The following is a 20,842-nucleotide window of genomic DNA, read 5'->3' on the forward strand; positions in this document are numbered from 1 at the left end:
TTTACTAAACGATGTATTGCTATATTACTATAGCGATTAGGATTTAAAGAAGCTCCGATTACTAATGTTTTGTTCATTGGTATGTTATTAGGATGTTAAATTTTATCTTAAAATTGTAACTTTTACAATAAAAATTCGTCTATTAGTAGTAATAAACCAAGATTGTTTACATTTTTTACAATATAAGTCGTTGAGAAAACTATATGTTTATAGTTAATGGTTAGTGTTTAGTATAGTCTATCAGCGAAAAAACCCCAGCAGCAATGCTGGGGTTTTAAATTTTCTTCACTTTTTATTCATTCACACCAACACCTAAAAACCAACTACTTACTTGTGGTTTACAGCAAATAACATTGTTAATTTCTGTTAAAATAAATTTTTCTCGTAACACTTTCCTCTATTCATCGTCTTGTAGGTATCATCAATCAAAAAACAAAATCATGAAAAAAGTAATTATGCTTTTCGCTATATTTATTTATGGCACAACCTCAGCTAAAAATGTAAATCCGGACCTTGTAACAGGAAGTGTTTCCGGAAAAGTAACAGAACAATTACAAAACACTCCCATTGCGTATGCAGCTATCGTAATTAAATCTTTAGACGGCAGCAAAACGATAACCGGCGGAATTACGGAAGACGACGGAAGTTTTGAAATTAAAAAAGTTGTAGAAGGCACGTTTAATCTTGAGGTGCAATACATAGGGTATAAAACCTATACCACACAAATTACTATATCTAAGAAAAATAGAAAAATTAATTTAGGTATTATTTCTTTAGAAGAAGAATCCCAACAACTAACTGGTGTTGAAGTAGTAGCAGAAAGAACTACTATTGAACAAAAAATAGACCGTAAAGTTATTAATGTTGGAAAAGACCTTACTACTGCTGGTGCATCTGCATCGGATATAATGAATAATATCCCATCTGTAAGTGTAGACTCTCAATCTGGGGAGCTCAGCTTGCGCGGAAATTCTAATGTTCGTGTTATGGTAGACGGTAAACTATCTAATGTACCTGTAGCGCAATTACTAAAGCAAATACCATCTACATCTATAAAATCTATTGAATTAATTACCAACCCATCCGCAAAATACAATCCCGAAGGAATGAGTGGGATAATCAATATTATTCTTCATAAGAATGCTAATATTGGTTTTAATGGTACTTTAAATCTAGGATTAACTAAAGCTAAAAACGCAAAGTTTAATAGCTCTGTAGATTTAAACTACAGAAACGGAAAATTTAATTTATACGGTAATTATGGTAATAATATCGGAAAAAACAACAACCGAGGATTTCTGTACAGACATGAAGAGAATTCGGAGCAATTGTTTAAATTTTTCGATAATAACAAATCTCACCTGTATAAAATTGGAGTAGATTTTTATTTAAACGATAAGAATACCATTTCTTTTTTCACTAACCAGAACAAATTCGACGGTAAGAGTAGTGGCGCTACAGATATTATTTATTACGACGATTTGAATAAGAACTCTGCGCAATTATTTAATAACAATAATGATAACTTAAGCGAGCAATACAATTTTGATTATAAGTTAGATTTTAAAAAAGAGGGGCACAATCTTGAATTGGAAGTAGATTACAATGAATTTAATAATGATGAAGATGCTGCTTTCGCCTTTAGCGGAAATACTATTACACCTAACTATAAAGATTTTGTAAATACTAAAAGAACACAAAAAATAGGAAACCTAGATTATGTAAATCCATTAGATTCCATTTCTAAATTAGAATTAGGTGTAGAAGCTAGAGTTTTTGAAACTAATGTAGGTTATAATTCTACTGGCTTAACTTTTAACCAAAACGGAAGCCTTAGACCTACTCCAGATACCGATTTTGTTTATGCAATGGATATTTATTCTGCTTACGCAACTTTTGGTCAGAATTACAAAAAATGGTCTTATCAATTAGGGGTAAGAGTAGAAGATGTTGAAGTAAAAGCAGATACAAATACAGTGCGTTCTTTTACCGACAAATACACGGAATTCTACCCTTCTGGTTTTTTAAAGTATTCTCCTTCGGATAAAAATCAGTTTCAACTAAGCTATAGTAGAAGAATAGATCGCCCAGGACTAGGGCAGGTTAACCCTATTAGAGAATGGTCTACTCCTTTAATTTCTTCTTTAGGAAACCCATCATTAAAACCACAATTTACCAACTCTTATGAAGTAAACTATACTCGAAGGTTAGGAAAAGGAAGTATTACTACTGGTATTTTTTACAGAACTATAAAAGATGAAATTAGCAGAGCTGTCTCTATCGATAGACTTGATTTAAATAAAATGATTTTATCTTTTGAAAATTTTGAGGACACTTCTTCTTATGGCTTAGAAGTTTCTGGAAGCTATAAAGCAACAAATTGGTGGAGCCTAAACGGAAGTTTTGATTTATACTCCCAAACACAACGTGGAATCTCTGAACGATTACTAACTAGTAACAGCACAGCTACAATAGATGATATTATTATAGACAAAATAGAAATAGATAATACTACCTGGAATGTACGCTTAAACAATAGTTTTAAAGCCAGTAAAAAACTAACATTACAGCTTTTTGGTTTTTATAGAGGAGCAAATGAGAACATTCAATTTAAAGTAAAACCAATGTACTTTGTAAATACTGGAGCAAGATACAGTTTTGCACAAGGTAAAGGCACTCTAAGTGTTAATTACAATGACATATTTAATACTATGCGCTTTGCTTTTGATAGCGATAATCCTTTTACCCAAAACGGGCAATTTAACTGGGAAAGTAGATCCGCTTATGTTGGACTATCTTATATGTTCGGAAGCGGAAAAAATAGAGCTTCTAAAAGAAAGAGAAGAGATAGCAACACCAAACAAGGTGGTGGTGGAATTCTTTAAAATATATGGATTAGCAAATAATAGAATTTGGTTGGTTTTCTCTTATAGCTAATTGATATAAGAAACCCGAGACAATTGTCTCGGGTTTTATTTTTACCACTTTATTATTACACTTCCCCAAGTAAAACCACTACCAAAGGCAGCCAATACAACAAGGTCGCCTTCTTTTATTTTACCTTGCTCCCAAGCTTCTGTTAATGCAATAGGAATAGAAGCAGCTGTAGTATTACCATACTTCATAATATTATTAAATACCTGATCATCATTCAGCCTAAATTTTTTCTGTATAAACTGAGAAATTCTAAGATTAGCTTGGTGTGGTACTAACATGTCGATATCTGTTGGCTCTAAATTATTTTTAGATAAACCTTCCATTATTACCTCACTAAAACGTACCACAGCATTTTTAAATACAAATTGGCCATTCATAACAGGTAAATACGATTCATCATTAGGATCATTTTCCTTTATGATATCGGTAACCCATCTTTTACCCATTCCTGGTGCTATCAAAGCCAATTCCTCAGCATGCTCTCCTTCGGAATGTAAATGTGTAGATAATATTCCTTTACTTGTATCTTCTTCCCTACTTAAAACAGCCGCACCAGCTCCGTCTCCAAATATTACAGAAACACTTCTACCACGAGTAGTCATATCTAACCCTCGAGAATGCACTTCGGAACCTATTACAAGTACATTTTTATACATACCTGTTTTAATGTATTGGTCCGCTACAGAGATTCCATATACAAATCCTGAACATTGGTTTCTAACATCTAAAGCTCCTACTGTCTTAATACCTAGCTCTTTCTGCACTAATACCCCAGGTCCTGGAAAATAGTAATCCGGACTTAATGTCGCAAAGACAATAAAATCGATATCATTCTTATCTATTCCTGCTCTTTCTATAGCAATTTTAGCAGCTTTTACACCCATAGAAGTAGTAGTATCTTCTTCAGAAGCTACATGTCTACGCTCTTTGATTCCTGTTCTTTCCTGAATCCAGGCGTCATTAGTATCCATCACTTTGGATAAATCATCATTGGTAACCACATTATCTGGGACATAATACCCTAATCCGGTAATTTTTGAATTGTACATAGGATGCATTAATTTTAAATATTTTGTAAAAAAGGTTCTCTAAAAATTGGTGTGCAAGTTAAAAACATTTATTAACAATATAACCCTTCTAAGATAGCCATTTTACGAAAGAAACCCTAAAACAAATACCATTTCCTAAAACAAGTGTACATCCTCTATTAAAAAAGGATTATTACAATATTTTAACTCCTTATGACAAAAAAGATGTCAGTTTGTCATCGTTAGATAGAATGGTATTTTTTTTGACTAATACTAAACATTAATAATTAAACGAGATATAGTAATGTCAAAAGGTAAAATTAATGTTTCCGTAGAAAATATATTTCCACTTATTAAGAAATTCTTATATAGTGATCACGAAATATTTTTACGAGAATTAATATCTAATGGAACAGATGCCACCCTTAAATTAAAACATTTAACTTCTATTGGAGAAGCAAAAGTGGAGTATGGCAATCCTAGAATTGAAATAAAAGTAGACAAAGAAGGTAAAAAACTGCATATTATTGATCAAGGTTTAGGTATGACAGCTGATGAGGTTGAAAAATACATTAACCAAGTTGCTTTTTCTGGTGCAGAAGAATTTTTAAATAAATATGAAGATGGTGCCAAAGAAACTGGTATCATAGGTCATTTTGGATTAGGTTTCTATTCTGCTTTTATGGTTGCAGAAAAAGTAGAAATCATAACAAAAAGTTACAAAGATGCCCCTGCGGCACATTGGTCCTGTGATGGTTCTCCAAACTTTACTTTAGAAGAAGGTAAAAAAGAAGACCGTGGAACAGAAATAATATTACACATTGCGGATGATTCTACCGAGTTTTTAGAAGACAGTAGAATTACCGAATTATTAAATAAGTATAACAAGTTTATGCCTATTCCTATAAAATTCGGAACTAAAACAGAAACTTTAGATAAACCAGAAGGAGCTAAAGAGGAAGATGAGGCACCAACGCAAGAGGTAGATAATATTATAAACAACCCTAAGCCTGCTTGGACTAAACAACCTGCAGACTTAAAAGAGGAAGATTATAAAAGTTTTTATAGAGAATTGTACCCAATGCAGTTCGAGGAGCCTTTGTTTAATATTCACTTAAATGTAGACTATCCTTTTAACTTAACTGGTATTCTTTATTTTCCAAAATTATCGAATGACCTTAATGCGCAGAAAGATAAAATTCAACTATACCAAAACCAAGTTTTTGTAACGGATAATGTGGAAGGTATTGTGCCAGAATTTTTAACCATGTTACGTGGTGTTATAGATTCTCCAGACATTCCATTAAACGTATCTAGATCTTACTTACAAGCAGATGGTGCTGTAAAGAAAATATCTTCTTATATCACTAGAAAAGTAGCAGATAAACTTTCTTCATTGTTTAAAAATAACAGAGAAGATTTAGAGCAGAAATGGAACGATATTAAAATAGTTATTGAGTATGGAATGCTTTCTGAAGATAAATTCTTTGAAAAAGCAGACAAATTTGCTCTTTACCCAACTGTAGATGGTTCTTTCTATACTTTTGACGAATTACAAGAAAAATTAAAAGCCAACCAAACAGATAAGGATGGCAAACTTGTTGTTTTATACGCATCGGACAAAGAAGCGCAACATAGCTATATTGAGGCTGCAAAAGCGAAAGGATATGAAGTTCTTTTAATGGACTCTCCTATTATTGCACATTTAATGCAAAAACTAGAAGGTGCTAAAGAAAATATTTCTTTTACTAGAGTAGATTCTGATCATGTAGATAATCTTATTAAAAAAGAGGAAAATCAAATTTCTAAACTCTCTGATGAAGAAAAAGAAACTCTTAAGGAGGTTTTAGAAAAAACTATTGAAAACAAAAGCTATACTGTTCAATTAGAAGTAATGGATAGCAATGCCTCTCCTTTTATAATTACGGAGCCAGAGTTTATGCGTAGAATGAAAGAAATGCAACAAAGCGGTGGCGGTGGCGGTATGTTCGGCATGGGTAATATGCCCGAAATGTACAATTTGGTTGTAAATACGAACCATGAATTGGTAAGTGAAATTCTAAACACTAAAACAGACAAAAAGAAAGAAAGATTAATAAATCAATCTTTAGATTTGGCTAGACTTTCTAAAGGTCTATTGAAAGGTGCTGAATTAACTGAGTTTATAAAACGTAGTTATGATATGGTGAAATAATCCATTTCTAAATACACTTTAGGCCAGCAAGAAAATACATTTTTTTGCTGGCTTTTTTATTACCTTAAAGAAAATTGTTTGCTATGATGTTGTTTTATAAGATATACTTGCAACCCTAAGAATACAGTAAAACCAATAAAACAATATATATAAGTCTTAGATATAGAAATTTCTGGTAGCTTTATATGCCATTTTAAATCTAAATTAAATGCTGACCACCAACTCATATTAGATTGATAATCCCCAGTTACTATATACCCCAATACAACTAAAAAGACTGCAGCTATAATTCCCCATGCATATTTTGTTATTATAGGTTTATATACAAAATGAGTCTTTTTTACTTGTTTTACTTCTATTTTTGCCAATAATTTCTTTGTAAAATCTAAAGAGGGAGATTCCATCCCTACTTCCTTAATAGCCTTACTAAAAAAAACATCGAACTCTTTTTCTTTATTTTTTTCCATAACCTTGAATAATTTCTGGTTCTAGTTTTTCCTTTAATAACTTTGCCAAACGTTTCCTGCTTCTATGTAATTGCACTTTCACTGTATTAGGAGACAAATCCATCACCTTAGCTATCTCAATTAGCGATAATTCTTCATAATAGTACAATGTAATTAAAACGCTATCCTTAGCAGATAACTCTTTTAATATTTTGCCAATCGCCTCTTTTCGCTCTTTCTCTTCTATATTACGAGTTATATTTTCCATTTCAGCAAAATCCATATTCTCATAATCATCTACAGAGAATGTATCTAAACTTCTTTTTTGCTTTTTAAGATAATCTAAACTCTTATTATAGGCTATTTTATATAACCATGTGGAGAACTTAGCATCTCCATTATAACTATCAACTGCATTATATACTTTTATAAAAACATCTTGTAAAACCTCCTCTGCTTCCTCTCTATTCTTAACCATACGGAATGCCAAAGTAAAAACCATATGTTTGTATTTTTCTACTAACAAAGCAAGCGTATGGGTATCTCCCATAATAATGCTTTTAATATAATTCTGGTCTTGGTCTTGGCTCATTTAATAGGTATGACGTATAATTTAATTAAATGGTTACACTTTATTGTAAAAAAAATATTTAATAAATATTGTAACCTACATTTAAATGTTGTCGTCATACCCTACGAACAAGTTTATTAATCAATTAAAAAACAATTAAATCATGGAAGAAATCATTATCGTATTAACCATATTCTCTTCAATTTTCGGAGTGTTTTATTTACATTACTCTACCAGGAATAAAGAACGTTTAGCATTAATAGAAAAAGGAGCAGAAGCAAGTATTTTTGTCAAGGGAAAAGCTGAAAAATTAACTCCTGTATGGAAAATTTTCATCTTAAACTTATCTTTATTATTAATAGGTATTGGACTAGCCATATTTATTGCATCAGCAATGGTTCTTTCTTTCGGATTAGATGCCGAAGTAGCTTACCCAGGAACTATATTTTTAATGGCTGGTATTGGTCTTTTAACAGGTTTCTTTATGACAAAAAAAATAGATAGTGAAAAAATAGCCTAATCAACTACTTTTAAAATACTAAAAAAACCACTGTACAAATACAGCGGTTTTTTTATACCTTTAATTCATGGAAATAATATCTACTAACATTTCTGAACCAACTACTATCTTTTGGAATGGTAAAGAAGAAAAAACTGGCATTTACAAATATCCTATTTCTAATTCTATATACTTAGGAAAGTTAGATGTCTTAAAAGATACCGTTATCGACCGTAAACACCATGGAGGTGTAGACAAAGCCTGCTATTTATTTTCTGCAGATAATTATGATTATTGGAAAAAATTATACCCAGACTTGGAATGGAATTGGGGAATGTTTGGCGAAAACCTAACAGTAAATGGGCTAGATGAGGCTACACTAAGAATTGGCAACATTTACAAGGTTGGCGAGTGTATTATTCAGATTTCCCAACCCAGAGAACCATGCTACAAATTAGGTATTCGGTTTGGGACTCAAAATATACTCAAGCAATTTATACATCATGGCTTCCCTGGAACCTATATAAAAGTTTTAGAAGAAGGGAACGTAAAAATTGGAGACACTCTTATTTTAATTGAAGAGTCTAAAAATACCTTAACGGTGCAACAATTTTATCAATTACTATATGCTAAAGAAAAGGATAAAAACATATTACAATTAGCAATTACAAATATTCACTTACCAGAAAACAAAAAAGAAAAATTAAAAAAATTTCTATACTAAAAGACATAGAAAAGGGGACCCTCCAGTTCCCTTATAATTAATTAAAAACGGTACTGCATTAAAACAAAAAAAATCGGCTGTGCTACCCGATTTTTTATACCTAATTTTAAAAGTTACCCACTATCTTTAATCAGCTGGCAAACTCTACTAATTTTCTCATAGTTACTTAATATCTTAAGTAAATTAAACCTTAGCCAAACTACTAAAACATATCATTTAAAACCTTTGCTAAGCGCAAACCACCTACCTGTAACTGGTTTTCAACTGTTCCCCACCATTTATAACTATAACCATACCAAAGCTTATCTCCTACTTTTACAGAAGAGTAAATTTCATTTGCTATATCTTGCGATTCTTCTACCCAGTCATAAATAGTACCCTTTTGTATATTTTTTCGTTCCTCCTTGTTTAATTTTGGTAAAGATTGAGATAATTCTGTGTAACTCAAACCATTATCCTCTATCAAATGAGAATCCCAAACCCTATGTAAATTAGTTCCTTTATTAAACCATTGTACTTGAAAGTCATTCCCTCCTTTATCTTCTAATCTACCTACATGCATTGGCTGGTGCAAATCACCTACTAAATGAACCAATAATTTTAAATAAAATGCTCTATCCTCCTTGGTTTTTTTTACATCTTTAACAATAGTAATACATTTTTCTATTCCTATAATTATATCTCCGTACTTACTTGGCTTAACATCCGTGTATTTTTTGTCCGTAGGGAAATTTACATAATGCCAAGCACTAAACTCCTTGTAGCGTTTATCTGCCTTTATTTCATCTCCAAAATTAGAAATAGATGCCAAGCTTTGACCGTCTAACAATTTATTAATTTCTCTTTTTGCTTTTCTTGATAAATGTTCTTGTGCTACATCTCCTATAACCCTATGCCCAGTTTTAGACCAGAAAATAGAGTTCCCAAAAGAAAGTTGAACAATAAAAAAGAGTAAAATTGTAATTTTTTTCATAATTAAATACTTTACTCAAAAATAGTTATTACTATATTAATCTTAGAGGAAGACTCTATATTTAACACCTGTAATTACAACACTTGCTTAGACTCCTAAAATCTCTAAGCTTCTTTAGTTTAAAAATCCTAAATTTGATACAACTAATTAAACCTCAGAATGACAAAGTATCTTGCCATTATTGCTCTGTTTTTTATTACAATAAAGACTTATAGCCAATCTAAATCTTTTACCGTTAAGCATATTTCAGAACCTATAATTGCAGATGGAATCTTAGATGAACCCATCTGGAAAACAGCAGAAGGGGCTACTGAATTTTGGGAATATTTTCCTATTGACTCTATACAGGCTAGGCAACAATCTAGTATTAAAATGCTGTATGATGATGCATACCTTTATGTTGGTATTAAAGTAAACACTGCCGGAAAAAACTTTAGAATACAGAGTTTAAAACGAGATTTTAGAGCTGGTAATAGTGATAACATAACACTGCTATTTGATACTTTTAACGACAGTAACAACGCTTTTATATTTGGATCTAACCCTTATGGCGTTCGCAGGGAGGGCTTATTATCTGGAGGAGGAAGAGAGAATAGAGGGTTTAATATGTCTTGGGATGCAAAATGGATAGGTGATTCTAAAATATATGATACCTATTATACATCCGAATTTAAAATACCCCTTACATCATTTAAATTTAAAGAAGGAGAAACTAAATGGCGTTTTAATAGCTATAAATTTGATACGCAATCTAATGAAAGAAGCACATGGGTTAATATTCCTCAAAACCAAAACATATTCAACTTAGGTTATATGGGAGATATGATTTTTGAAAAACCCTTAGGAAAATCTAGGGCACCTCTTGCTATTATACCTTATATAAACACATTGTCTCAGAAAGATTTTGAAACCAACGACAAAATAAATAACATAAAATTTGGGGGCGATGCCAAAATAGCGATTGGCAATAGCATGAACTTAGATGTTACGGTAAACCCTGATTTTTCTCAGGTCGAAGTAGATGACCAAATTACCAACCTTACCAGATTCGAAGTTTCTCTACCAGAAAAAAGACAATTTTTTATAGATAATAGCGATTTATTTTCCAGTTTTGGTGGTGGTAGAGATGCAAATCCGTTTTTTTCTAGAAGAATTGGTATTGCTAAAGACACTGCTGATAACTCCATAGAAAATAAAATCATTGGTGGCCTACGATTAAGTGGAAAAATCAACAAGGATTTTAGACTTGGTTTTATGAACCTCCAAACAGAAGAAAATTTAGAAAACGAAATACCATCGAACAATAATGCTATGCTAGCACTTCAGCAAAAAGTATTTTCTAGATCTAACATTGGACTATTCCTTATTAACAGAGAATCTATTAAAAATTACGATTTTCTAGCCGAAGAAGATCGTTTTAATAGAGTTATAGGTATAGACTACAATTTAGTTTCTGCTGATAATACTTGGGCAGGTAAATACTATATTCACAAGTCTTTTGAGCCTAATAACCAAGGGAAAGATCTCTCTACAGGAGCGTTTTTACAATATAATTCTAAGAAATATAACGTATTTACAGATTGGGTATCTATTGGAGAAGACTTTAGGTCAGATTTAGGGTTTATTCGTAGAAACGATATTGTAAAAGGAGTTTTTGGTATGGAAAGGATTTTTTGGCCCAGCAAAGGAAAAATACAAAATCATAGTTTTCTAATTTTCCCCGAAATAACTTGGAGCCCTTCTTTAAATTATAAGAATACCGACTACAATATAATGACAAGTTGGTCTGCTACTTACAATAACCAGAATAAGGTTAACATACAAATAAAAAATAGTTATACATTCCTAACAGAAGATTTTGACCCTACATATACAGATGATAGCATTCCTATTCCAGGAAATGTAGGGTATCATTATAGCAGTATAGATTTAGAATTTGGATCTGATCGAAGAAAAATATTTGCCTATACTTTAAATACTACACTTGGTAAATTTTTTAATGGTGAGCGATATTCTTTTCGTAGTAGAATGAGCATGCGTTTTCAACCCAAAGTCTTTTTATCCCTTTTAGTAAACTATGATAAAATTTCACTCCCAAACCCACACCCTAGTGCAGACATATGGCTTGTAAGCCCTAAAATAGATATTACATTTAGCAAATCTATCTTTTGGTCTACATTAGTACAATATAGCAATCAAAGAGATAATTTAGGTTTTAACTCTAGGTTACAATGGCGTTTTGCTCCTTTGTCCGATTTGTTTATAGTCTATAATGACAACTACTTTGTAAACAGTTTTGAACCCAAGAATAGATCTATAAACTTAAAATTAACCTACTGGTTAAATATATAGAATGACATACAAAATTTTATGCTCCGATTTAGACGGTACTTTGCTAACAACAAAAAGTGATGTATCTAAATTTACTATTAAAGAAATAGAGAGAGTAAAAAAACATATGCAAATTATTCTAGTATCAGCAAGGATGCCAAAAGCCATGCGCTATATTCAAAAAGATTTGGGAATTCTACATGAACCTATTATATGCTATAATGGCGCTTTAATATTAAATGGAGACAAAGAAATAACATCTACAATAATACCAGCTCCTTGCTTAGAAAACATTCATACCGTGGCAGAGCAATATAATATAAAACTTGGGCTCTATTATAAAGATGAATGGTATGTAGAATTAGATTCAGAAAGGGTACAAAAAGAAAAACTACATACCAAAGTAGAACCCGTTTTTAAAAATACAGAAGACACTATTTTAGATTGGAAATTAAGAAATATAGGTGCCCATAAAATAATGCTCATGGGAACAAAAAGTACGGCTGACATTGCTTTTCAAAAGCTACAAGAATCTTTATCTAATGAGATTAACATCTACCGCTCTAATGACACTTTAATTGAAATTTCTCCTAAATCCGTATCTAAACTCTCTGCTATTACTGATTTAATAAAAGACAAAAATTCCCTAAATGATATTATATCCTTTGGCGATAACTATAATGATATAGATATGCTACAACATACTGGTTGTGGTATAGCCGTAGGTAATGCCCGAGAAGAAACTAAAAAAATAGCTGACGATATAACTTTAAAAAATACCGAAGATGGTGTTGCTCATTATGTAAGACAAAACCTCTTTAACTAGATATATTAAAAAAGACTAATTATTTACTATATGACCGAAAAACTTTTACCCCAACCACTTATAACTGATGATACTGTTGTCTTTGGTTTACTCGCTTTAAGCTTAGGATTTATTTTCTATACCTCTTCTATAAAAACAGGCTTTTGGAAAAAATTCTATTCCATTATACCTGCTGTTCTAATGTGTTATTTACTACCTGCCTTACTATCCTCTTTTGGTGTTGTTGCAGAAGAATGGCATACTGTGGATGCATTAGGCAACGCTACTAAACATAGTTCTAGACTCTACTATATGGCTAGTCGGTATTTATTACCTGCAGCCTTAGTATTAATGACTTTAAGTATAGATTTAAAAGCTATTAGTAATCTAGGATCCAAAGCATTGATTATGTTTTTAACTGGTAGCGTAGGAATTATAATTGGAGGACCAATTGCAATATTAATAGTCTCTATTTTCTCACCAGAATCTGTTGGTGGTAACGATTTTGATGCTATTTGGAGAGGGCTCTCTACCATTGCCGGAAGTTGGATTGGCGGTGGTGCTAACCAAGCTGCCATGTATGAAATATTTAAGTATACCCCAGAAAAATATGGCGGTATGGTACTAGTTGACATTTTTGTCGCTAATGTATGGATGGCTATAATATTATTGGGAGTTGGTAAAACAAAAAAAATTGATAAGTGGCTTAAAGCGGATACTTCAGCTATAGAAAAATTAAAAGTTAAAGTAACTGAATTTACAGATCGTATCACTCGTGTTCCTACTTTAGGAGATTACATGATTATGCTAGGTTTGGCTTTTACAGCTGTTGGTACTGCACATTTCTTTGGTGGACATATAAGTTCTTACTTAAAAGAAAATATATCGGCTGTTGCCGATTCTACTAACTTTTTATCCTTTCTAGGCTCTAGTTTCTTTTGGATGGTTGTAATTGCAACCACTGTAGGAATTACTTTATCCTTTACAAAAGCTAAAAATTATGAAGGCGCTGGCGCCAGTAAAATTGGTGGAATGTTCATTTACATACTTGTAGCTACTATTGGTATGAAAGTAGATTTAGGGCGTGTTTTAGAAAATCCAGGGCTTATTTTAATTGGCTTTATCTGGATTGCTATCCATGCCGGATTACTAATCTTAGTAGCTAAAATTATTAGAGCTCCCTATTTTTTCTTAGCCGTAGGTAGCCAAGCCAATGTTGGTGGTGCTGCATCTGCTCCTGTTGTAGCTGCAGAATTTCATCCTTCTTTAACTTCTGTTGGTGTACTACTTGCTGTTTTTGGTTACGTAGTTGGTACTGGCGGTGCACTTTTGTGTGCTTATCTTATGGAAATAGCATCTTCTTTATAATAAAAAAATAAAAACTTTGTCCTTAATTGGTATCTTATCCATACAAATGGAAAAAAATAAAGATATTTGCCGCAATAAAACTACTCAATGAAAAAAATAGCACTTGTATTTACTCTCTTCCTTTTATTAATTTCTTGTGGTGGTGACACCCAAAATACGATGACCGTGGCAGGAAAAGTAAAAGGTCTTAAAAAAGGAACGCTCTATCTTCAAAATTTTAAAGACACTACTTTAATTACTATTGACTCTTTAGAAGTGGATGGTAATGGTAGTTTTACATTTAATACCGAAGTAGAAAACCCCGAAATTTTTCACTTGTATTTAAATAAAGCAGACCATAACGATTATAACGATAGAATTATTTTTTTCGGAGAACCTGGTTTAATTACTATTAACACCTCTTGGGACACATTTGATAGAGGCGCAAAAATTACTGGTTCTGAAAGTAATAAAAAGTACGAGGAATACCGTAAAATGATGTCTAATTTCAACATCAAAAATATTCAAATTGTACAAAATGTGCGAAATTCTAAAATTGTCTTAGACTCTGTACAATTAGATTCCGTAAGCAGACTAAGTGATAATACTGTACGTAGAAGTTACGCTTATGCCCTTAACTTTGCCCTTACCAATACAAACTCTACTCTAGCGCCGTACATTGCGCTACATGAGGTACCTGATGCAAATAGAAAATATTTAGACTCTATTTCCAACTCCTTGAGTGAAGATGTTTCCAATTCCAAATATGGCAAAGCTCTTAAAAAATACTTAGACGAATTACCAAAATAAGAACATAAAAAAAAATCCACCAATGGTGGATTTTTTTATGCTTTGTAAATTTTTAATAAACTAGCTCAACTTATTAAGCTCTTCTACTAATCCTTTTGCTTTAGCTTCTAATTCTTGTTTTACAGTGTTAAGATGTGCCTTTCTGTTTTCAACACCTCTTTTATTTACTTTAGCAATTAAATCATCGAAAGTAGCAATAGCTCCATCAATAATTTTTGCTCCTTCTGCAGAATCTGTTTTATTATTTGCTGCTTCTACTATGTAAACTGCTTCAATAATATCTCCTAAAACGTAATTAATATCTTTTTTTAAATCTTTTACACTTGCCATTATAATATATTTTTAGCAAAAGTAACGTTTTAGAATATCTCTTTAAAAGAATACCTTTAAATAGTTACTTCTAACAATTTAGCATTAGCTCCACTTAGTGTAATAATATTTGCATTGGCAGGTACCAATACCGTTTCTCCTTTTTTAATTTCTGCAGAACCAGACTCTGTTCTTATTTCGGCTTGCCCACCAACACACATATAAATTGTAAAGGAATCTCTCTGCGTAACTTCTTGGATTAAATCTTCAGAAATTTCTATAAAATTTGTTTTAAAGTAAGGGCAATCTACCATTGTATTTATTTGATTATTCTCTGTAGGGTAATCCACTTTAAAATCATCCTTCTTCTTATAATCCATAGCATCTAAGGCCATTTCCGTATGTAATTGTCTTAGATTACCATTTTTATCTTTTCTATTAAAATCAAAAACACGATAAGTTACATCAGATGTTTGCTGTATTTCTGCTAATAAAACACCAGCGCCAATAGCGTGTATCTTTCCTGTATTTATAAAAAAGGTATCTCCTTCTTTTACATTCTCATAATTCAATAAATCTAACAATGTATTATCTTCAAGACTCTTACTATATTCCTCTTTAGTTACATCTTTATTAAAACCAACTATTAAACTAGCATCCTTATCGGCATCCATTACATACCACATTTCTGTTTTTCCGAAAGAATCATGTCGTTCTTTTGCTAATGCATCATTAGGGTGTAATTGTATAGATAAATCTTGTTTAGCATCTATAAATTTAATAAGAATTGGAAACTCCTTACCAAAACGTTGTACCACACTTTTACCTAATAATTCTTCTGGATAATCATTAATCAATGTCTGTAGAGATACTCCGGCCAATTCTCCATTGTCTACAATGGAAATATCGCCTGGAACTCCCGATAATTCCCAGCTCTCGCCAGTAATATCGTTATCAATAGATTTTCCTAAAACGTCTTTAAGTTTAGTTCCTCCCCAAAGACGCTCTTTTAATATCGGGTTAAATTTTAAAGGGTATAATTTCATGATTACGATTGTTCTTTAATTTAGTTTAAATTGAACGTTTTTTCCTACAAAATAGTATTTAATCTTTATCCATAGTTCCTTTATCCGCAAAAAGTGACGTAATTTCTGGGCGTTTCATACAAAACAACTTCTAAATCTTTTTTCATATCAATATGCAATCTTAGCTTTCTCCATATATAGACTGCTATATTTTCTGCTGTTGGGTTTAGCTCTGCAAATTCGGGGATTTCAATGTTTAAGTTTTTATGATCTAAAATATCTTCTATCTCTACTTTGATAAGGTTTTTTAATACTTTCATATCCATTACAAAACCAGTTTCTTCGTCTATCTCTCCATAAACACTTACTACTAACTCATAATTATGGCCATGGTAGTTAGGGTTATTACATCTCCCAAATACAGCTTTATTTTTTTCCTCGTCCCAATCTTTTCTATACAACCTGTGCGCAGCATTAAAATGTGCTTTTCTACTCACTTTAACTTTCATATCTATTTCATATTTTGATTAATGTGGTGTAAAATTTCTCAAAAATAATCTTAAACCAAACTGTATATTTTTCTGGATTAGAAGCTATATCATTTTTAACATCTTCTGGTTTCATCCATTTCCAGCTTTCTACTTCATCTGGATTAATGGTTGGGGTTTCATTATACTGCCCCATCATTACATGATCTAACTCGTGTTCTGTTAATCCATTATCGAAAGGTGCTTTATATATAAAAGAAATTACTTCTTTAAGTTCTGCAACAAAACCCATTTCCTCTTGGAGTCTTCTTTTACCAGCAGCAATATTGCTTTCCCCTACTCTTTGGTGACTGCAACATGTATTGGTCCATAAAAGTGGTGAATGGTATTTGTGAGCTGCTCTTTGTTGCAGCATTGTTTCTCCTTTATCATTCATAATAAACACAGAAAAAGCCCTATGTAATAGTGCTTTTTCATGAGCTTCCATTTTTGGCATAGTACCAATTTGCTCATCATTATGATTAACTAAGATTACTTCTTCTTCCTTCATTATGTAAAAATAACACCTTTACTTCATATTTAGTAAAAAAGTGCTTTTTTAAACAAAGGATTAACTAAAAGAATCTGGGAGATTTTAAATGATCTTTGGTATGGATAAAATCGTATCTAAAAACAACTTCGAAAGAACCATCGTTAAACGATGAGTTTCCTAAATCTGTTACTTCACGATCATAAGCCAATCCGATAAGAAATTTATTAGATATATTGAAGCCTACCATACCACTAAAAGCGGCATCCCATCGATAGGCACCTCCAATAATAAACTTGTCGTTCAACATAAAGTTAGCAGATAAATCTACTTGTAACGGTGCTCCTTGTACCATTTTGGTAAGTAAGCTAGGTTTAAACTTTAAGTTTGGATTTAAATCCCAAACATAACCTGTTATTAAATAAAAATTCATTTGCTCCTTTGCTGTAGATAAGGAAGATTCATCAAAATGATTTGTTTCTAAAAATCTTGGAACCGATAGTCCTAAATAAAACTTGTCTGTATGGTAATAAACTCCTGCTCCTATATTTGGAGAAAAACGATTATCTATATTTTGCTGTAAACTTATATCTGTTGTAAACTGGTTTAATTCTGAAAAACGAACATCTAGTAAATTGGCGCTTGCTTTTAATCCAAAACTTATTCTCGCTACTTTGGATGTCCAAATGGTATACGAAAAATCAATATCAAAATTAGTTTCAGAAGTGGGGCCAATATCATCTTTAACTGCTGAAAGACCTAAACCAACACCTCTATACCCAATTGGAGAATGAAAGTTAAAAGTCTTTGTTGTCGGAGCCCCTTCTAAACCTAACCATTGCGCTCTATATAAAGCGGCAACACTTGCTTGCCCTCTAGAACCTGCATAACCTGGGTTTACACTTACCGTATTATACATGTACTGCGTATACTGCGCATCTTGTTGTGCAGTAAGAACACTACAAAACAATAGCGTTACCATTATAATTCCTCTTCCAATCCAAAGAGAAGCATTTCTTTTTTTGCGGATACTATTCATAAATACCATTTATCTGTTTATGTATATGTAACCTGATAGAGATTTCATATTTCCAGTTGATTGTTCGTAATCCAATATGTAAAAATAAGTACCTACTGGTAGTTTACTATCTGTATTGATTGTAACCCTACCTGTGGAAGTTCCATCAAAAACATTTCCTTCTGTATTATACGCCTTGGTAGTATAAACTAGCACGCCCCATCTATTATAAATCTTAATAGTATTGTTTGGGAAGTTTTCTAAACCATCGATTTTTAGTACATCGTGAACACCATCGCCATTTGGAGTAAGTACATTAAAGACCTCTACTTCTTCTTCATTTACAATTAAATCTGGCTGTAAATAATTAGGAGTACCATCTCCATCACTATCATCATTAGCGTAATTGCCATCTTGATTTAAATCTTCATCCGTTGTTTCTATGCCGTCATCATCATCATCTGTATCTCTATAATCTGACTCTTCATCATTATCTGTATTGGGTAAGTCATTATAAGGATCATCTAACTCATCATTTACATCAAAATCAACTGTAGAATTACCTTCAAAAGCATCATCTAAACCATCGTCATCTTTGTCCGAACCTATATAAACTACATCTGGAATACCGTCGTGATTATGGTCATTACCTTCTATACGATCTGGCACATTATCATTGTCACTATCCTCGTCGACATAATCTGGTAGTAAATCACCATCTGTATCTTCTGGTATTAGCCCAAGGTTTCCGTTCTGCTCATACGCATCATCTAAACCATTAGAATTAGCATCTAATCCGCTTGGAGCAATATAATCTGCTGTAGTTTGTGCTTCTAAATTATCTGGTATACCATCATTATCTGCATCTATATCTAAATAATCTGCAAAACCATCCCCGTCTGAATCGGTAGGATTTGTAGCTGGATCATTATCACCATCCACATTTAAATCTTCAAAACTATCTACAATACCATCATTATCAGCATCTAAGTCTGTTGCATCGGTAACCAATACGGTAACGGTTGCCGTACTACAATTTCCTGCAGTATCACAAATCGTATAATCGAAAGTATCATTACCTACATAATCCGTATTTGGTGTATACGTAACCGTATCGTCTGACGGGTCTGCTGGTGTTCCATTATCATTTATTACGACATTACCATTGGTTGGTGGTATTGCTATAGTAAGGGTTCCTGTAGTAGGTAAATCATTATCATTATCTAAAACAGCTATATCTACAGGAGTGTTTTCTTCTGTTGCGATAGTATCGTCTATAGCATCTACTATAGGAAGTACCGTTACATCTACGGTTGCCGTACTACAATCGCCGAAAGTATTACAAACTGTATAATTGAATGTATCTAGACCATTGTAATCAGGATTTGGCGTGTATGTTACTATATCATCCAAAGGATTATTAGGTGTTCCATTTTCATTAATACTAACCGTTCCGTTAGTTGGTTGTGTGCTAATCGTTAAAGAGCCTGCTGTTGGTAAATCGGAGTCATTATCATAAATAGGCACTAAAACTGACTGATCTTCATCCGTTGTAACTAGATCATCTACCAAAATAGCTGCCTCATTAATACAGACTACCGTAAAATTCGGTAATGCACTAGTGTTTCCTGCTTTGGTAATTAAAGCGGTATACTTTTGATAGGTCTGCGTTGCTATAACGGTTGGACTATTTTGATTCCCTGGTAAAGGCGGACTCCAGCTAATAGCTGCATTTGTGGGTACGTTTGCTGTTACATCTAAAGTAACCTCATTATGCGGAGCATTACAATTGGTTACTATAAAATAACCGGTTGCGTTCTTACCACAAATAGTTCCATCGTAAGTTGCGAAATAAATACCTTGTTGTGTTACTTCTAAAAAAGAATCGGTACTTAATACAGTACTTGTATCAGACGCATTGTACCATCTGTAATTATTTTCATCTGTGCTACTTGGTGCCTGTAATAAGTATTGGGCATTAGATGCTACAATTCCTAATAATGCAAAAGCAATACTTAAGAAGAGTGACTTATATGTTAGGTTATTTTTCAATTGAATTTGGGCCGTTTTTCTATGCATTATTTAACTACGAATACTACATTGATTAATGAGTTATAATCCGCTGGTAAATTATCTACATTAAATGTCATTACTCCTGTATTACTAACTGCTACTCCTGAAAATACGGTAGTATCATAATATGTAATATAATAATACAATTCACTAGCTGCATAAGTAGGAATGGCTGCTGGAGCCGAAGGACTCTTTACGGCAGGTGTTCCATATTGTGCTATATATTGTGCATATAAATCTACTGGGGTTCCTGGCCCTGTGGAAGAAGCGTCTACAGCAATAGATGGTGGATAGAAAATTCTAGCAGCTTTAGATGTTATTGGAGCTATCGCTTGAATTACATCTTCTACCGTATCATCGGTACTACCATCTCCATCTACATCTACAGGTGTGTCTGAGTCTACTTCAGAGGCAGTTTGGTTATCCGTCCCTAATGAAGATAATGGAACATCAAAATTGGTTCCAGCTTCTGTAATACGTAGGTTAGACCCGTTTACTCCAAAAGCTGTTATAAGCTCATTCGTGATACTTCCATCAACCTCTGAAAATGAGGTTAAATAACCATTATTAGAAACATAAGTATCTACTTCTGCCTCTGTTAATTGCGTATCAGTATCTGTATCTGTGAAACTTCCGCCGCCATCTGATAAAGTTACCGTAGAACCTACTTTTGTAATAGTCTGGATTTCATTCGTAGCGTCATTATCATTATTCGTTGGAATTGTGATAGATAAA

General features: G+C 32.6%; 18 protein-coding genes and 1 pseudogene. 8 read left to right on the forward strand and 11 right to left on the reverse strand.

The features are described 5' to 3' along the window. The first annotated feature begins 440 nt into the window (after nucleotides 1–440). Nucleotides 441–2,885: a TonB-dependent receptor gene (locus tag QZZ51_RS11190; protein WP_291869615.1), complete on the forward strand. Its 2,445-nt coding sequence runs from the start codon at nucleotides 441–443 to the stop codon at nucleotides 2,883–2,885. 93 nt (nucleotides 2,886–2,978) lie between these two features. Here QZZ51_RS11190 and QZZ51_RS11195 read toward each other — a convergent pair whose 3' ends face one another. Next, entirely contained in the window at nucleotides 2,979–3,986 is a 1,008-nt protein-coding gene (locus QZZ51_RS11195; RefSeq protein WP_291869617.1) for a beta-ketoacyl-ACP synthase III, read from the reverse strand. A gap of 283 nt (nucleotides 3,987–4,269) precedes the next feature. Between QZZ51_RS11195 and htpG the strand changes: the two genes are divergently transcribed. Next, nucleotides 4,270–6,159: a molecular chaperone HtpG gene (gene htpG, locus QZZ51_RS11200; RefSeq protein ID WP_291869619.1), complete on the forward strand. Its 1,890-nt coding sequence runs from the start codon at nucleotides 4,270–4,272 to the stop codon at nucleotides 6,157–6,159. A gap of 59 nt (nucleotides 6,160–6,218) precedes the next feature. On the opposite strand, the gene QZZ51_RS11205 is transcribed toward htpG, so the two are convergent. Both QZZ51_RS11205 and QZZ51_RS11210 read right to left on the reverse strand, forming a co-directional pair. Then, entirely contained in the window at nucleotides 6,219–6,626 is a 408-nt protein-coding gene (locus QZZ51_RS11205) for a hypothetical protein (RefSeq protein ID WP_291869621.1), read from the reverse strand. After that, nucleotides 6,613–7,197 carry an RNA polymerase sigma factor gene (locus QZZ51_RS11210; protein WP_291869623.1) on the reverse strand — a complete coding sequence of 195 codons (585 nt, stop codon included), beginning with the start codon at nucleotides 7,195–7,197 and terminating at the stop codon, nucleotides 6,613–6,615. The genes QZZ51_RS11205 and QZZ51_RS11210 overlap by 14 nt, the downstream gene beginning before the upstream one ends. A 139-nt stretch (nucleotides 7,198–7,336) precedes the next feature. Here QZZ51_RS11210 and QZZ51_RS11215 point away from each other — a divergent pair, with 139 nt between their 5' ends. Next, nucleotides 7,337–7,696, forward strand: a complete 360-nt coding sequence (locus tag QZZ51_RS11215; RefSeq protein ID WP_291869662.1) for a DUF6249 domain-containing protein — start codon at nucleotides 7,337–7,339, stop codon at nucleotides 7,694–7,696. Nucleotides 7,697–7,763: 67 nt separating this feature from the next. Next, the gene (locus QZZ51_RS11220; protein ID WP_291869625.1) at nucleotides 7,764–8,399 is read left to right on the forward strand and encodes an MOSC domain-containing protein; all 636 of its coding nucleotides are present in this window, start codon (nucleotides 7,764–7,766) and stop codon (nucleotides 8,397–8,399) included. A gap of 202 nt (nucleotides 8,400–8,601) precedes the next feature. Here the strand turns inward: QZZ51_RS11220 and QZZ51_RS11225 are convergent, their stop codons facing one another. Then, complete coding sequence (locus QZZ51_RS11225) at nucleotides 8,602–9,372, reverse strand: S1/P1 nuclease (RefSeq protein WP_291869627.1); 771 nt, start codon at nucleotides 9,370–9,372, stop codon at nucleotides 8,602–8,604. Between the two features lie 159 nt (nucleotides 9,373–9,531). On the opposite strand from QZZ51_RS11225, the gene QZZ51_RS11230 reads away from it, so the two are divergent. From QZZ51_RS11230 to QZZ51_RS11245, 4 genes are all read left to right on the forward strand, one after another. Beyond that, nucleotides 9,532–11,724, forward strand: coding sequence for a DUF5916 domain-containing protein (locus QZZ51_RS11230; RefSeq protein WP_291869629.1), 2,193 nt, complete (start codon nucleotides 9,532–9,534; stop codon nucleotides 11,722–11,724). A gap of 1 nt (nucleotide 11,725) precedes the next feature. Continuing rightward, a complete protein-coding gene (locus QZZ51_RS11235) occupies nucleotides 11,726–12,529 on the forward strand; it encodes a Cof-type HAD-IIB family hydrolase (protein WP_291869631.1) in 804 nt (267 codons plus the stop codon). Nucleotides 12,530–12,559: 30 nt separating this feature from the next. Next, nucleotides 12,560–13,876: a DUF819 family protein gene (locus QZZ51_RS11240; protein WP_291869633.1), complete on the forward strand. Its 1,317-nt coding sequence runs from the start codon at nucleotides 12,560–12,562 to the stop codon at nucleotides 13,874–13,876. Between the two features lie 87 nt (nucleotides 13,877–13,963). Further along, complete coding sequence (locus QZZ51_RS11245) at nucleotides 13,964–14,665, forward strand: DUF4369 domain-containing protein (protein ID WP_291869647.1); 702 nt, start codon at nucleotides 13,964–13,966, stop codon at nucleotides 14,663–14,665. 60 nt (nucleotides 14,666–14,725) lie between these two features. Here QZZ51_RS11245 and QZZ51_RS11250 read toward each other — a convergent pair whose 3' ends face one another. From QZZ51_RS11250 to QZZ51_RS11280, 7 genes and pseudogenes are all read right to left on the reverse strand, one after another. Beyond that, the gene (locus tag QZZ51_RS11250; RefSeq protein ID WP_291869649.1) at nucleotides 14,726–14,995 is read right to left on the reverse strand and encodes a hypothetical protein; all 270 of its coding nucleotides are present in this window, start codon (nucleotides 14,993–14,995) and stop codon (nucleotides 14,726–14,728) included. 56 nt (nucleotides 14,996–15,051) lie between these two features. Further along, nucleotides 15,052–16,020 (reverse strand): type I phosphomannose isomerase catalytic subunit, encoded by a 969-nt coding sequence (locus QZZ51_RS11255; protein WP_291869651.1) that lies wholly within the window; start codon nucleotides 16,018–16,020, stop codon nucleotides 15,052–15,054. A gap of 80 nt (nucleotides 16,021–16,100) precedes the next feature. Then, nucleotides 16,101–16,508, reverse strand: coding sequence for a 6-carboxytetrahydropterin synthase (locus QZZ51_RS11260; protein WP_291869653.1), 408 nt, complete (start codon nucleotides 16,506–16,508; stop codon nucleotides 16,101–16,103). 7 nt (nucleotides 16,509–16,515) lie between these two features. Next, on the reverse strand, nucleotides 16,516–17,037 hold the full coding sequence (idi, locus tag QZZ51_RS11265) for an isopentenyl-diphosphate Delta-isomerase (RefSeq protein WP_291869655.1): 522 nt from the start codon (nucleotides 17,035–17,037) through the stop codon (nucleotides 16,516–16,518). 64 nt (nucleotides 17,038–17,101) lie between these two features. Further along, nucleotides 17,102–18,055: a type IX secretion system membrane protein PorP/SprF gene (locus QZZ51_RS11270; RefSeq protein ID WP_291869657.1), complete on the reverse strand. Its 954-nt coding sequence runs from the start codon at nucleotides 18,053–18,055 to the stop codon at nucleotides 17,102–17,104. Between the two features lie 9 nt (nucleotides 18,056–18,064). Further along, nucleotides 18,065–20,086, reverse strand: a complete 2,022-nt coding sequence (locus QZZ51_RS11275; protein WP_291869660.1) for a gliding motility-associated C-terminal domain-containing protein — start codon at nucleotides 20,084–20,086, stop codon at nucleotides 18,065–18,067. Nucleotides 20,087–20,112: 26 nt separating this feature from the next. Continuing rightward, nucleotides 20,113–20,842 (reverse strand): annotated as a pseudogene (locus tag QZZ51_RS11280) (hypothetical protein); the annotation flags it as partial.

Origin of the sequence: Maribacter sp. (assembly GCF_016744255.1) — a bacterium.
Lineage (GTDB): Bacteria > Bacteroidota > Bacteroidia > Flavobacteriales > Flavobacteriaceae > Maribacter_B.